The organism is Gordonia sp. (in: high G+C Gram-positive bacteria), assembly GCF_049299075.1.
Classification (GTDB): domain Bacteria; phylum Actinomycetota; class Actinomycetes; order Mycobacteriales; family Mycobacteriaceae; genus Gordonia.
The window spans coordinates 1-14353 of the sequence record NZ_JBAQWU010000011.1 but is presented as its reverse complement, the minus strand read 5'-3'; the positions used below and the strand labels follow the sequence as shown (position 1 = coordinate 14353).

The following is a 14353-nucleotide window of genomic DNA, read 5'->3' as shown; positions in this document are numbered from 1 at the left end:
GGGTTACCCTGCTGACCGTCCGAGATGAGGTTCAAAAAGGGGGAAACGTTATGCGACAGCGGTTCCTTCGAGCTCGACCATCTGGCCGGGGATCGCCAGGCGGGTGACGCCGAGCATCGTGGTAGTCGGGGCGACTCCTGCCGCCCCGAGCTTCCCGGCGAGCACGCCGTAGTGCGGGAACATCGCGTCCACGTCAGTGGTGTAGACGTTGAGGCGGACCAGGTTCTCCATCGACATACCGGCCTCGGCGAGCACGGCCTCGAGGTTCGCCACGGCCAGCGCGAGCTGGGCCTCGACGTCCCCGTCATGCTCGGGCCGACCATCCTTGCTCATCGCTGTCTGTCCCGAGATGTACAGCGTCCGTGTCTCCCCTGAGATGACTTCGCCCTGGTTGAAGCCCATCTCCTGCGACCACGTCACCGGATTTACTGCCGTGCGTTCCATTGCTGCTCCGTTCATTCGTTCCGCAGCGCCCGGCCGCCCTATGGCCGCCGTCCTCGACGCTGCGCTACTAGCCTCCCAACGAATCACGACACCTTGTGTCGTGTTTTCTGGTAAAGATGGATGCATGCGAGCAGACCGACTGGTCTCGCTGGTGCTCTTGCTGCGCCAGCGAGGCCGAATAACCGCCGACCAGCTGGCCAGTGAGCTCGAAGTGTCCACGCGCACCGTGCTGCGCGACATCGACGCCCTCTCGACTGCGGGCGTCCCCGTTTACGCCGACCGTGGTCGACACGGCGGCTATTCACTCCTTCCCGGCTTCCGCACCGAACTGACCGGGCTGAACCATGACGAGGCACTCGCGCTGCTCACCGCCGGATCAGACCGCGGCGAGAAGGTCTTCGGCCTCAGCGCACCGCTAGCCTCGGCGATGCGCAAGGTCGTCGACGCGCTGCCCGAGGGGCACCAGGTGAGTCTCGGCGATGCGGCCAAACGGTTCCTCGTGGAGCCGGAGACCGACCTGCTCTCTCGCCGTGCCCCCACCGAAGACCTGGCCGACGGCGTCATGAGCGAGGTCCGAGCCGCGGTGCTCACCGGCCGCCGGCTGCGATTCAACTACACGGCACCTGGTAAAGCACCGAGTCGTCGAACCGTCGATCCGATTGGACTGGTCACCGTCCGCGGGCGCACCTACCTGCTGGCGACGAGGTCTGGAGACGATCGGACTTACCGTCTGTCTCGGATGCTCAGCGCCGAAGCGCTCCCCGAACCAGCGCAACGCCCCGCGCAGGTCGATCTCGACCGCATCTGGGCCGAGCGCACCGCACAGTTCCTCTCCGAGAAACACATCCCCGTCGTCGTCCGCATCAAGACCTCACGTCGTGAGGAACTGCTGGAGAATGCCAGCGCTGTCCGGGCCGAGGAACCGGAGCCGGATGATTGGATCCGCCTCGACGTGACCTTCGAAGACCTGCGCCACGCGGTGTGGGCAGTGTGGCGGCTTGATACGGACGCCGAAGTACTAGCGCCAGAATCCGTCCGCGATGCGATGTACGTGCGTGCCGAAGCATTGACGGCACGTTATCGATCCCGACGATCCGTACCGACTAACGTGTCCGGTCAGTACAGCTAGTTGTGGTGCGAGGTATCCGAGCTTTCATAGGGTCAGGTCTTTCGGTCGGGGGATCGACGCCATATCAACCCCGTGTTCTCCAGTCTCGCATAGAGGTGCGACAGCCTGAGAGCGGTTCATGAGCGGGAACTGTCGAGGGGGGTCGACCACAGGAGTTCGTCGGTGAGGCGAAGGCGGAAGCCCTGATGGAAGTCGGTGCCGTCGGCGCGAAGCCGGCGCAGGAGCATAGCGGCGATCGCGAGACGTTTACCGGGCGAGGACGCGGGCGCGAGGACGTTAGCCTCCGCCGCGAGGTATCCGGCGGCTTGAGCCGATAGATTGGTCGGTGGGTTCATCACAGGTCCTATCTGTGTGTGGATTCTGGGTCCGCGGGTGTTCGAGCACCTGCGGACCCCTTCTTCTATCTGGAGTCGTGCGGCGTCCAGGTCGGCAGCTGGGCTGACCTATTCGTCCTCGTCTTCGTCAAGGTCGTAGTTGATGTAGCTGCGCGCCGGCCGCTTGCCGACCGCCGCGTCCGCTGCGCGCCAGGATTCTAGGCGGGAGGCACCTTCGGATTGGGCGAGGAAGCAGGCTGCGTTCCACCTCGCGTCAAAACGTAGTTCGGCGATCGGTTGGGCCGAGTCTGGTGACAGACTCGCCCACATCTCGCAAGGGCCGCTGTGCTCATCGCCGCCCGTGCTGCGCAGGGTGTCTCTGCCGCTGCGGCGTCTCCGGCGACGTTCACCTTGCTGACGACCACCCACGCTGAGGGTCCGGAACGAACGCGAGCCATCGCTGTCTGGACTGCGGTGAGCCTGGCTGGGGGCGGGTTTGGCAACATCGCCAGCGGGTTGCTCACCGACCTGATCTCGTGGCGAGCCACCTTATTGATCAACCTTCCCATCGGGGTCTGTGTCGTCATTGCGGCACTCGTTCTCCACCGACGGACCACTGACCGGTGCGGCGCAGGGCGCATCGACTTCATCGGTGCAGGGCTGGCAACAGCCGCGTTCACGTGCGCAATATACGCGGTGTCCGTCGCAGGTGAGGGAGTCTCGGGTGGCCTTCTAGCCGTAGTGGGTTCGCTCGCGGTCGCGATGTTCGTCGTGCTCGTCCGGCAGCAGCGCCGCACGTCTCACAAGCTCGTACCGAGCGATCTCGCACAAGACCGGCTGATCGTCCTCGGCAATATCGCGACCGCGTTGACCGGGGCTTGCTTCCAAGTCGGGCTATGGTACTTCCTGACGTACCGGATGCAGACCCAGTTTGGCTATTCGCCGATCCAGGCCGGTCTGGCGTTCCTCCCACTCACCGCCAGCATGCTGACTGTGAACCTGTGGTTCACACCGCGCCTGATGAACCGACACGCACCTCGGGTGCTGATCGTGATCGGTGCCGTCGTCGCCGTTCCCGGACTGCTCTGGCTCACAGTCGTCGACGACGGTCCCTTCGCTGTCGCGGTCCTGGTTCCCACCGCCATGATTGGGATCGGCGGTGGCCTGATGAACACACCGCTCGCCGCGCTCGTCACCACAGGCGTTCGTCCCGAACATGCTGGCGCAGCCTCTGGACTGATGAACACAGCGAAGCAGTTCGGCGGCGCGATTGGCCTCGCAGCCGCGACCACCGCCGCCGCTATCGCCGGCACCGACAGAGCCGCCTTCGTCCTCATGTCAGTAGCGCTCCTCGCCGTGATCGCAACGGCGTCCGCAATCCCCGCCCAGAGCAGCGAGCCCCAGCCCGCCAAGACGACCGGGAAAGCGTCGTAACTCACGCCAACGCGCCGTTGAGTATCGAAGACCGCCGTCGGGTGGTTGAGCGATGCAAGACCCAGCCGATCGCCCATGTGTCGGTCGAGGTGGGAATCTCGCGAACATGGGCCTCAAAGTGGGTCAACCGGCGGCGCGCCACGGCGTTGCCGGGCTGCTCGATCGATCGTCGACAGCACGCCGAAGCCCCGTCGCGTCGCCAGCCAGCAGGTGGACGGCCGCCAGCATCACGACTTTTTCGGGGCGGCGTAACCAACGTCCAGCCCTCATATATCTAACGTGAGGGTATAGTTCTGGTGTGATTGATCGGAGGACTACGAGGAGTGGCGGTGTCTAACAGCGATGGTGCCGCCGGCTCGACGCAGCGCATGCACATCGGTGAAGTTGCCGAGCGTACGTCGTTGAGCCTTCGGACAATCCGATACTACGAAGAGGTTGGGCTGCTACCGGTCGCCGAGCGCACTGAGGGCGGGTTCCGTCTCTACAACGATGACACGATCGCACGGCTTCTGCTGATCAAGCAGATGAAGCCGTTGGACTTCACGCTCGAGGAGATGGGTGCGGTACTGCGCGCTTGTGATCAGCTCGCTGACCCGGCGGCCGAGGTCGAGGACTGCGCTGCCGCACAAGACGTGCTGCTGGCGTTCGCTGAGCGAGTCCGGGGGAAGATCGATGCTCTGCGTAGTCGTATCACTGAGGCCAGGGCGTTCGCTGAAATGTTGGACGAGCGGGGCGCCCAGAGGCCTCATGACGTTCTCGACTGATCTGTTGTTTGCCTGATCGAACCGCCTGGCTAGATCGATCTGTCCAGGTGCCATCTGTCGGCGCGCCCCCATTCGGAGGCTGGGTGTTGCTGGTCGGCAGCGTTGACGTTAGCCGAGGTCGCAATGAGGCGACCACCACCGTTTCACCTCTGAAGGAGTGTGCTTGTTCATGTCGCGATTGCGTTTTCGAAGGTTCGGCGGCCATGATCACCCGACCGGTTCTCCTGGCGACGATCACTTGGTGACGGTGGCGCAGGCGCTGCGGTCGCCAAGGATCCTCAAAACGGAGGTACTGGCGGGTCTGGTCGTGGCGATGGCGTTGATCCCGGAGGCGATCGCGTTCTCGATTATCGCCGGGGTCGACCCGCGTGTGGGCCTTTTCGCCTCCTTCACTATGGCCGTGACGATCGCCTTCCTCGGCGGCCGCCCCGCGATGATCTCCGCTGCCACCGGCGCAGTCGCGCTGGTGATCGCTCCCGTGGTCCGCGAGCACGGGATGGACTACTTCATCGCCACAGTGATTCTGGCGGGCGTGTTCCAGATCGTGCTCAGCGTCCTCGGGGTCGCGAAACTGATGCGGTTCATCCCGCGCAGCGTGATGGTCGGGTTCGTCAACGCGCTGGCGATCTTGATCTTCACCTCTCAGCTGCCTCACCTGATGGGGGTTCCAGCGCTGGTGTACCCGATGGTGGTTGCCGGTATATTGATCATGGTCTTCCTGCCGAAACTGACATCGGCGGTGCCGGCACCCCTGGTCGCCATCGTCGTCCTCACGGCGATCACCGTGGGCTTTTCTCTGACGGTGCCGAACGTCGGCGACGAGGGTGAGCTGCCTTCGTCGCTTCCGTCGCTGTTCATTCCGAACGTGCCGCTGAGCCTGGATACGTTGTCGATCATCGCGCCGTACGCCCTGGCGATGGCGCTGGTCGGCTTGTTGGAGTCGCTGATGACAGCCAAGCTCGTCGATGACATCACCGACTCGCACTCGAACAAGACCCGCGAAGGGTGGGCACAGGGATCGGCAAACATCGTCACCGGCTTCTTCGGCGGTATGGGCGGTTGCGCAATGGTCGGGCAGACCATGATCAACGTCAAGGAATCTGGGGCGCGCACCCGGATCTCGACGTTTCTGGCCGGCGTGTTCCTCTTGATTCTCGTCGTGGGTCTGGGTGACGTTGTCGCATTAATGCCGATGGCGGCGCTGGCAGCGGTGATGATCATGGTTGCCGTCGGCACGATGGACTGGCATAGCGTGCGGCCGGCCACGCTGAAGATGATGCCGCGCAGTGAAACCTTAGTGATGGCTGCGACTGTGGTGGTCACAGTAGTCACCCACAACCTGGCCTACGGCGTCATTGTCGGCGTGCTCACCGCGATGGTCGCCTTCGCCCGGCGCGTTGCCCACATGACCAACGTCGAGAAGGTCGCCGATGCCGACACTGACCATGACGGTGCGATCGACACCCGTGTGTACCGCGTTTCCGGTGAACTGTTCTTCGCTTCCAGCAACGACCTCGTGTATCAGTTCGACTACGTTGACGATCCGGAGAACGTCACCATCGACCTCTCCGACGCCGACATCTGGGACGCCTCCACTGTCGCCACTCTCGACGCGATCCGCTACAAGTACGCCGCGAAAGGCAAGAACCTCACCATCATCGGGCTCGACGGTGCGAGCCTCGAACGGTTGGACCGTATGTCTGGCAGACTCGGAAGCGGCCACTGATCGTGCACGGCGCTCGCATCGTGGTTCTCTAATGCGGTGCCCCGCGTAGCGAGGGCGCCACACCGCAGCGGCGATCGCGCAGCCAGTGGCTGGCCCTTAGGTTCGATCGGTGGGCGAGGTCATTGGCATCCGCACCGTCTTCCCATGGCGTCGGCATGTAGGGCAGCAACTCACTTGAGCGGTTGTGCGTAGAGGAGTACCAGGACACTCCTGCCATCCGGTAGGCGAGCGTTTGATGGCTCTTCCGGTTTGACGGTGCGTAGAACCGGTTCTGGTTACCACTACATGTAGGGGCGGGACGGGCTGCGCATGGTGGGCCCGGCGGCGAGTCGTGGCGAGGTAGGTGGGTCCTGTGGTGTCAGGGTGAAAGTTCTGACACCCACACCACGAACACCGACAGGACCCATGGCCGAGAATACCGCGATCGCCGATACCATTTGCCGCACCATCGACCTCGGAGTGACGATCACCGGCGCAGCCCTCGACGGGCAGGACCGCACCCATCTCTACTGCGAACTCCTTGCCCCGGATGATCGGTGCCCAGGCTGCGGGGCGGCCGGACGGTTGCGTGATCATGTGCACCGCGAGGTCGCTGACCTGCCGATCGTGGGCCACCCCACCCGCCTGCACCTGCAGGTTCCGCGCTACCGGTGCGAGAGCACCGCCTGCGACCAAAGCATTTTCCGGGCCGATATCGGGGACATCGTTGCCCCACGAACCCAGGTCACCCGCCGCACCACGGCCTGGATGTTGCGGCGGATGATCGTCGACAAGATGAGCGTCACAGCCTGGGGTACACCCGTGCGGGACGGCGAGCCTTGCACTGTTCTCGCTGTAGCGCAGGGTGGGTTAGCCAAGTTATGAAACGTCGTCTCTCCGGGTCTAGGGTGTATTGATACGCCGGATGCGGGGAGGGCCTTCAATGGCGGATCGGATTGGGACGCTTCTGAGCCGTTCGGGTGACGGTGGCGAGGAGGTGCTCATCGTCAGCCGCGGGAAGGCGCGGACTCGGTTCCGTCGCCGGGACGAGTTGGGCTGGAACTTTCGGGTGGAGTCAACGGACTCGGAGAACATCGTCGAGGGGAAGCCAAAGCCGGATCCGACGTCGGTTCGCCGGGCCTCGCGTCCGCGCGGGCAGAGGGTGGCCTATGTGCGGGTGTCGGCTGCGGATCAGAGTGAGGCGCGTCAGCTCGAGGCGGTGGGGGAGTGTGATCGGGTCTATGTCGAAAAGCAGTCTGCGCGCTCGCGCGCCGATCGCGAGAAGCTCGCCGAGTGCATCGGGTACCTGCGCGACGGTGACGAGCTCGTCGTCGCGTCAATGGACAGACTCGCTCGTTCCCTGGTCGATCTCAAGCAGATCGTTGGTGAGGTCACTGCCAAGGGCGCGAGTGTGGAGTTTGTCCATGAACGGGCTACCTACGCCGCCGGCGCCCAAGATCCTCGAGCCGATCTGATGCTTTCGCTGCTCGGGGCGTTCGCCGAGTTCGAGCGGGCCATCATTCGTGAACGTCAGGCCGAGGGCATTGCCATCGCTAAGGCGAAGGGCAAGTACAAGGGTCGTAAGCGAGTCCTGACCGCCGAGCAGGTCGACAAAGCCCGGGCCCGCATCGAGGCAGGGGAGGGGCCATCAGTGATCGCCCGCAATCTCGGAGTTGGCCGATCCACGCTCTACCGCGCACTACAGCGCGTTGAAGCGGGCGGGCGTGGACGCACCAGCCACTGACCCCCGCCCTGAAGATGGTGGGTATCGCTAGCCACAGCAGCTCGACCGCCGAGATTCGGCACTCGGGAGGGACCGCGGTTCTTGCTGACCTTGCGCAGTTTCTCCAGGCACGAGTCAGTGCAGCCGGAAGCCGGACGGGCCACCTATCCGACGCTGTCCCGGTGTGCCGGTGCTGTGGAACTGGTCTTGTGGTCACGCGGAGCAGTGCCCGGGGCAAGGATCGCTAGCAAGACTGCGGCTGCGGCGGTGAGGATTGCCAACGTAAGTGTGGCCTGACTGCTGCCGTTGACAAATGCCTCTTTGGCGTAGTCGACCAATGGTTGCGCCATTGGTCCGGCTTGTGCGGCGATCTCTAGGGCGGCGGCCAGGGAGTCGGAGACCGGACCGCGGGCAGGTTCGGGTAACTGAGGCAGGGCGGGTTGGATGTGGCGGGTGTATCCGGCGGCCAGCACACTGCCGGCCACTGCGATCCCCATCGCAGCGCCGATCTCGCGGGCCGCATCGTTGACTGCGGCGGCGACCCCGTGTTTGCTCTCCGGAGTTTCGGCGATGATCGCGTAGGTCGCTGGGGCTGTGCATAGTCCGAGCCCTGCGCTCATGATCAACAGCGGCCATAGCAGGTCGAGGTAACGTGCGTCGACGGTCATCCGGCTGACCAGCATCAGGCCAACTGCGATGGTCACCAGACCGGCGACGGTCATCACTCGTAGTCCAAATCGCTGTGACAGTCGGGGGGCGATCACCGAGATCACGATCAGGGGGACCGTCATCGGCACCAATCCCAACGCCGAGGCCAGCGGTCCGTATCCCAGGATCAGTTGCAGGTACTGCACCAGGAGTAGGAATACCCCGAAAGTGACCAAGAATTGGATGGCCACCGACAACGAGCCGGCGCTGAAGCCGCGCTTGGCGAACAACCGAACATCCAACAAGGGGGCCGAGGATCGCAGCTCAATCAGGATAAAAAAGGCTGTCGCCAACATGCCGGCCCCGGCGCTGGCGAGAACGATCGGGTCGGCCCAGCCCCGCGCTGGAAACTCGATCGTGGCGAATACGATTCCCGCAACCGCGACTGCAGCTGCCGCCGCGCCCACCCAGTCCACGGGAGGGTGCTCATGCTGGCTGGACTCAGCGATCGTGCATGCCAGCGCGGCCAGTAGGGCTCCCGCTGCGGTCAGTCCGACAAATACCGACACCCACGACCAGCGCTCAAGCAACACCCCGGCGCCGAGGATGCCTAACACTGCTCCGGAGCCGGCGACTCCAGCCCACACACCTACTGCTCGGCCGCGATGAACGGCGGCGAAACCAGCAGTCAGAATCGAGAGCGTCGAGGGCATTACCAGTGCAGCGCCCGCCCCGGCAATCGCTCGCGCAGCGATCAACCAGGCCGGGTCAGACAGCAGCAGGGGAAGTGCGGACGCAATGGTGAATATCGCCAGGCCTATTACGAGAACTGCGCGTCTGCCATAGCGGTCACCGATCGCTCCAGCGGGCAGGACCAGGCACGCCAGTACCAGCGTGTAGCCGTCGACGATCCAGGTCAGCTGGGCTTGCGTCGCTCCAGTCCCTACCGCAATCTCCGGTAATGCCGAATACAGCGCGGCCATGGCCGCGACCACCAACGCCACGGCTAGGCACGACACCGTGAGCATCCACCATTCGGCTCGGGTCCACCGGGATGACTCGGTGATGGTCTGTTGCGGTGAGTGCATCGCCGACCCCTTGCTGTGAGATGATCGGTCTTGGTCTGAGACAAGTAGTATCACAGTATCCGGCTGGCTGGACAGGTTAGCTTGGACGAGATGCGACCGTCGGCCGAAGGGGAGAGCGTGAACGACTGGAGTGCTGACCGGCCCGCTACGGACGACGATCAGCTCGATCCGCGACTGCTGCGCTCACGAAAACGATTGCTCGACGCTGCCACGCATCTCCTGAGCACTGGCGGTGTAGAGGCGGTTACCGTCGAGGCGGTCACTCGAATGTCAAAGGTTGCGCGGGCCACGCTCTATCGGCATTTCGGCGGGACCGCCCAGTTGCTTGCGGCGACCTTCGAGCGGCTGTTGCCCCGCGTCGAAGTCTCTGCCACCAGTGGGTCGGTACGCGACCAACTCATCGCGCTTCTCACGGCCCAAGCCGACCTGATTGACCAGGCGCCGCTAAACATTACGACTCTGGCTTGGCTGTCAATCGGATCAGTCGGCGGCGATCCTGCCGATTCGGCCGCGATCACCTCACTGCGTAGTCGAGTCATCGAGGAATACCGGCAGCCCTTTGACCACATCCTCACACATCCTGACGTACAGGCACAGCTCGGCAACATCGACACCACCTTCGCGATCGTTCAACTCCTCGGCCCCGTCGTGTTCGCTCGCCTCACTGGGCTCTGCACCGTCGACCACGACGGATGCGTGCAACTCGTTGATGATTTTCTTGCTGCCCGCAAGCAGGGAGACAAACCCATCCCGGCCGAGTCCATCCACGACCTGAACCGCCCTGGCGCCGGCGGATCTCGCTAAATCGGGGCTTCTTCTTGTCGGATGGGTGTGACCGCTCGATCGCCGAGGTCGCCGGGGAGGTGGCGAGGCAACCCTAGAGCCCGGTCGTTTCGGTGCGAGCGGCGGCGAGCCATCCGCTGCAGTCTGAGTGCGGCTGGAACTTCTACCGTCCAGTTTTGACTTCCCGATTAGTCAGGCTGCTGCAAGCGATCGCGAAGCTGACTCCAGAGCTTCAGCCAGTTGAGGGTGTACCAAGGTTCGTGGACAGTCCTTGTGAGGAAGGATCGAGGACATGGCAGCACGGTCACGGCGGAAGTTCAGTCCGCAGTTCAAAGCAGAAGCGGTTCAGTTGGTCGTCCAGTCGGACCGGCCGATCGCCACGGTCGCCGCCGAGTTGGGTATCAACGCCGGCACTCTGGGTAATTGGGTGAACAAGTATCGTCAAGATAATCCGGAGCCGGATAAATCACTCACCCCGGCCGATCACGCCCGTATGGCTGAATTAGAAGAAGAGCTCCGCCGGGTCAAATGGAGAACGAGTTTCTAAAAAAAGCCGCAGCCTTCTTTGCCCGGGAGCAGGACTGAAGGAGAAGTCAGCCCTGATCGAGGTGGAGAAGGCGGGACTGCTGCACGAGTAGGTGACAGGTTGTAGTCACGCCGCGAGAGCGACGTTGTTGGCCATGATGGTCTCGAATTCGATGGGCGTCAAACGGCCGAGGCGGGCCTGTCGGCGGCGGCGGTGGTAGGTCCGCTCGATCCAGGTGACGATCGCGGTGCGCAGTTGCTCGCGGGTGGTCCAGGAGCGGCGGTCGAGGACGTTCTTCTGCAGGAGTGCGAAGAACGATTCCATGGCGGCGTTGTCTCCGCTCGACCCGACTCTTCCCATGCTCCCGACCATGCGATGACGGGTCAGGGCGCGCCGGAATTTGCGGCCTCGGAATTGAGATCCCCTGTCCGAATGCACCACACAGCCGGCGACATCGCCACGCATCGCGACGGCGTTCTCGAGCGCTTGGACGGCCAATCGGGACTTCATCCGGAAGTCGATCGAGTACCCGACGATCCGGCCACTGAATGCGTCCTTGATCGCGCAGAGGTACAGCTTGCCCTCCGCGGTCCGGTGCTCGGTGATGTCGGTCAGCCACAGTTCGTTCGGTGCGTCCGCGGCGAACACGTGCCGTGTCCGGCCGTGCTCGTCGACGACGGTGCAGAGGTCGTCGTGGACGGGCGGGCCGGGCTTGCGGTGTTTGCTCCGCTTGGGCTTGCCGAACGCGCTGAACCAGCCGTTCGCCGACGCGATACGCCACGCGGTCCGGTCCGCCATCGCTTCGCCATTGTCGCGGGCCTCGTCGGCCAGTAGCCGGTGCCCGAACTCGGGGTCGTCCTGGTGGGCGTCGAAAAGGGCGTTCGCGCGATAGGCCTCCACCACCTCGCTCGGGGTGATGGGATCGGCCAGCCACCGGTAGTAGGGCTGGCGGGAGAGCTTGAGCACCCGACACGTCACCGTCACAGGGACCCCTGCGGCGGCGAGCTCCGTCACGAGCGGGTAGAGCCTTTTCCCGGCAGGTTCGCCTGCGACAGATACGCCGCCGCACGGCGCAGCACCTCGTTCTCCTGCTCGAGGAGCCGGTTCCGTTTGCGCAGCTCACGGATCTCCGCGGACTCGGTCCGAGACGGGCCGGGCCTGGCGCCGTCGTCGATATCGGCGCGACGCAACCACTTCTGCAACGTCATCGGGTGGACCCCGAAGTCTTTCGCGATCTGCTCGATCGTGACTCCGGGTTCGCGGTGCTGAGCGACGCGCACGACATCGTCACGGAACTCGGACGGGTAGGGCTTGGGCACAGCAACATCCTTCCAGGCCCACCCCACGGGCAAGCCAGATCAGATGTCACCTATCCGTGCAGCAGTCCCGGCCAATTATCCGATCGCGTGGATGTGTGATCAGTTGAATGTGCCGCGGTCGTCGTTTTATGCCTGGCGTACGCGAGCGGGATCGCTGACTGCGACCGCGGCGCGCCGCGAAGCCCTCAAGGAAAAGATCGGCAAGGCGTTCACCGATCAGCGGCAGGTGGCCGGGTGCCGCCGGATCGCGGCGATCCTCAACGAGGCCGGCACGCCGTGTTCGGTTGGCCTGGTCGGCCTACCGGCCGGGCTGGCCGAGGCAGCGCAGCTCGGCCGATCCTTGTGGGTCCGCCGAACAGAGATTCTGGCCTACTTCGACACCGGCGCATCCAACGGACCCGTCGAAGCCATCAACGGCCGCCTGGAACACCTCCGCGGTATCGCCCTGGGATTCCGCAACCTACGCCACTACATCTTGCGGTCACTGATCCACTCCGGCGGCCTGGCAGAACACCTCCATGCACTCTGAAACCGGAAGAGCCCGTTTGATCGGTGAGGCCAGCACTCGGATCAGCTTGTGAGTGCCCCTCCGGGTTGACGGCAGCAATCCGTCGACCGTCACGCGCGCCACAATCTTCAGACCCGCCACGGTTGGTGAATTGCCTAAGGCTCCCGGATTCGTCGGCCGGTGTAGCGGGCCCACGATTCGCCGGCGTTCGCTGCGTGCTTCGTGGCGACTTGGCAGCTGTAGTTGACTGCATCGGCGACGATCGGCGGCGGGCATTCGACGACGAGTTCGTCGAGAGATCGGTTGCGGCCGCCAAGGTTGCTGAGGCCGAGCTGGCGCAAGCGATGCATGATCGTGTCGACATGTACGTGGTCACCAGCGTGGTAGCCCGGGAAGAACCACGGGCTCGACGAGTTGGACCCGGTTCGTAGGTTCGGTCGGTTGCTGAGGTGGTCGCGAAGGAGTGCGGCGAATGGTTCGGGCACGTCGACGGGGTGCTTGCCGAAGGTGATCGTCATCGGGCCGTGCTGAGTATCGTCGACAGCGTCTGTGCGCAGGGCCGCAATTCGGTTCAGCGGTTGGGCGTAGAGGAGGATTAGGATACCGGCGACCCGATACGGGAGTGACTCGCTCGTGCCAGCTAAGAGTTCCCGTATCCAGGAGAGACGCTGATCCTGCGATATTGTCGGCGTCGATCTGGCTGTGCGGTGGTCCATCGCGATCGTTCTTCCCGTGAACGCGGGCAGTGTTGTCACGACGAATGTGCGGATCGCGGTTCGGGTCGTCGGACCGCCGGCAATCCATTCATCGATGTCACCTTTTGTGCATTCCGCGGCCGTGCGCCCATACGCTTGGTGAAGCCAGAGCAGAAACTTCGCGGTCTCGGTGATCTCCTGCTTCGACCAGCGAATCGAGGGCCGAGTCTGGCCGCCAACTAGCTCAATCTCACGTATTCGGCGCAGGTGATGCCAGGTGGCGAATCGCTCCACCGGGCGTCGCACTTCGATCGGCAGATCCGCAAGTTTGGCCTCAATCCATTGCTCGAACACGGGGAGCCACGGATCACGCTGCGGCAGCAGTCCGTTGTGCTGCATGAGTGCGCGGAGGTGTTCGGTGACGCGCCCGGGGTGGCTGTCCAAGCCTTCATGGGTCGGCGCAATGGAGCCGTCGCCGAGCGAGCGGAGGAACTGTTGCACTTTCGGTGATCGTTTCCAGATGAGGATGGATTCTGGCCGCTCGGCCGAGCAGAGGGCATCGACGAGCCCGGCGAGGGTCGGATCGGCCGGGACGCCGCCGAGTAGGACGTGCAGGTCGTCGCGGAGTGCGCAGCGTGCGCAGAGATTCTTGCGATGGTGCCCGGCTTCGGCACCACAGCGGCCGCAATGGAAGTCGTCCACGATTCCAGCGCATGGCCCGCAGACGTTTCGTCCGTTCTCATCAGCTGGACCGGGGAGTAGCCGGTCAACGCCACAGCGTGGGCATTCTCCCCGTGTGTGGATCGCAACGAACCAGCAGGGAAAGCAGACTCTACCTTCGGGCCAGGTCGCCTGGACTCGGCGCAGTGGTTTGCCACAGCGGGCGCAATCCCGCGTACCGTATGTCTTGCGAGGGCGTCCGCGAACGGTGTTACGCGGGTTCAGCCCTTCGGGTTCCATTGTCATTCCTCACCGCCGGGTCTACTCGTCAAGGATGTTCGCTCGTCGCGGCCGCGTGCTTCGGTCGAGCGTGACGACATTCGGGGGAGAGGCGTTGACCGCCTTCTTGTGCCTCGCGTCGGCTGCGGTGACCGTAAGCAGGTCACCTGGGCTGCAGCTGAAGATGTCGCAGACAGCAGCAATGAGTTGCAAGGAGACGCGTTCGGGGCGCTGGTTGACGAGGCGATAGACCTGTGGTCGCGAGAGCGTGATTCCTCGTTCGGCGAGCAGGGGAACGAGGTCGGTGGTGGTGTTCAGCCCGCGTGCCGCCATC

General features: G+C 64.0%; 13 protein-coding genes and 2 pseudogenes. 9 read left to right on the top strand and 6 right to left on the bottom strand.

Annotation, left to right across the window (positions count from 1 at the left end):
- Nucleotides 1-48: 48 nt before the first annotated feature.
- On the bottom strand, nt 49-444 hold the full coding sequence (locus WAW85_RS00475) for a RidA family protein (protein ID WP_012832594.1): 396 nt from the start codon (nt 442-444) through the stop codon (nt 49-51).
- A gap of 124 nt (nt 445-568) precedes the next feature.
- Between WAW85_RS00475 and WAW85_RS00470 the strand changes: the two genes are divergently transcribed.
- A complete protein-coding gene (locus WAW85_RS00470; protein WP_259842734.1) occupies nt 569-1573 on the top strand; it encodes a helix-turn-helix transcriptional regulator in 1005 nt (334 codons plus the stop codon).
- 116 nt (nt 1574-1689) lie between these two features.
- On the opposite strand, the gene WAW85_RS00465 is transcribed toward WAW85_RS00470, so the two are convergent.
- Entirely contained in the window at nt 1690-1908 is a 219-nt protein-coding gene (locus WAW85_RS00465) for a hypothetical protein (RefSeq protein WP_422557708.1), read from the bottom strand.
- Nucleotides 1909-2232: 324 nt separating this feature from the next.
- Here WAW85_RS00465 and WAW85_RS00460 point away from each other — a divergent pair, with 324 nt between their 5' ends.
- From WAW85_RS00460 to WAW85_RS00440, 5 genes and pseudogenes are all read left to right on the top strand, one after another.
- Nucleotides 2233-3321, top strand: coding sequence for an MFS transporter (locus WAW85_RS00460; protein WP_422557707.1), 1089 nt, complete (start codon nt 2233-2235; stop codon nt 3319-3321).
- Between the two features lie 329 nt (nt 3322-3650).
- Nucleotides 3651-4085, top strand: coding sequence for a MerR family transcriptional regulator (locus WAW85_RS00455; protein WP_245551761.1), 435 nt, complete (start codon nt 3651-3653; stop codon nt 4083-4085).
- A 169-nt stretch (nt 4086-4254) separates the two neighbouring features.
- Nucleotides 4255-5811: a SulP family inorganic anion transporter gene (locus WAW85_RS00450; RefSeq protein ID WP_081597809.1), complete on the top strand. Its 1557-nt coding sequence runs from the start codon at nt 4255-4257 to the stop codon at nt 5809-5811.
- Nucleotides 5812-6216: 405 nt separating this feature from the next.
- Nucleotides 6217-6600, top strand: a pseudogene (locus WAW85_RS00445) (transposase family protein); the annotation flags it as partial.
- 133 nt (nt 6601-6733) lie between these two features.
- Entirely contained in the window at nt 6734-7534 is an 801-nt protein-coding gene (locus WAW85_RS00440; protein WP_005943411.1) for a recombinase family protein, read from the top strand.
- Between the two features lie 143 nt (nt 7535-7677).
- Here WAW85_RS00440 and WAW85_RS00435 read toward each other — a convergent pair whose 3' ends face one another.
- Nucleotides 7678-9249, bottom strand: a complete 1572-nt coding sequence (locus WAW85_RS00435; protein WP_005943412.1) for an MFS transporter — start codon at nt 9247-9249, stop codon at nt 7678-7680.
- Between the two features lie 90 nt (nt 9250-9339).
- Here WAW85_RS00435 and WAW85_RS00430 point away from each other — a divergent pair, with 90 nt between their 5' ends.
- Both WAW85_RS00430 and WAW85_RS00425 read left to right on the top strand, forming a co-directional pair.
- Nucleotides 9340-10053 (top strand): TetR/AcrR family transcriptional regulator, encoded by a 714-nt coding sequence (locus WAW85_RS00430; protein ID WP_005943413.1) that lies wholly within the window; start codon nt 9340-9342, stop codon nt 10051-10053.
- A 271-nt stretch (nt 10054-10324) separates the two neighbouring features.
- Nucleotides 10325-10579 (top strand): IS3 family transposase, encoded by a 255-nt coding sequence (locus tag WAW85_RS00425; protein WP_005943414.1) that lies wholly within the window; start codon nt 10325-10327, stop codon nt 10577-10579.
- Between the two features lie 105 nt (nt 10580-10684).
- On the opposite strand, the gene WAW85_RS00420 is transcribed toward WAW85_RS00425, so the two are convergent.
- Nucleotides 10685-11877 (bottom strand): IS3 family transposase gene (locus WAW85_RS00420; RefSeq protein WP_422557706.1). Its coding sequence is split into 2 segments (ribosomal slippage): nt 10685-11590 and nt 11593-11877, totalling 1191 coding nucleotides; the frame shifts between segments, so codons are not numbered across the junction.
- A 295-nt stretch (nt 11878-12172) separates the two neighbouring features.
- On the opposite strand from WAW85_RS00420, the pseudogene WAW85_RS00415 reads away from it, so the two are divergent.
- Nucleotides 12173-12406 (top strand): annotated as a pseudogene (locus tag WAW85_RS00415) (transposase); the annotation flags it as partial.
- A gap of 134 nt (nt 12407-12540) precedes the next feature.
- On the opposite strand, the gene WAW85_RS00410 reads toward WAW85_RS00415, so the two are convergent.
- Both WAW85_RS00410 and WAW85_RS00405 read right to left on the bottom strand, forming a co-directional pair.
- The gene (locus tag WAW85_RS00410; protein ID WP_325027275.1) at nt 12541-13782 is read right to left on the bottom strand and encodes a recombinase XerD; all 1242 of its coding nucleotides are present in this window, start codon (nt 13780-13782) and stop codon (nt 12541-12543) included.
- Between the two features lie 279 nt (nt 13783-14061).
- Complete coding sequence (locus WAW85_RS00405; RefSeq protein ID WP_422557705.1) at nt 14062-14352, bottom strand: helix-turn-helix domain-containing protein; 291 nt, start codon at nt 14350-14352, stop codon at nt 14062-14064.
- Nucleotide 14353: the final 1 nt, after the last annotated feature.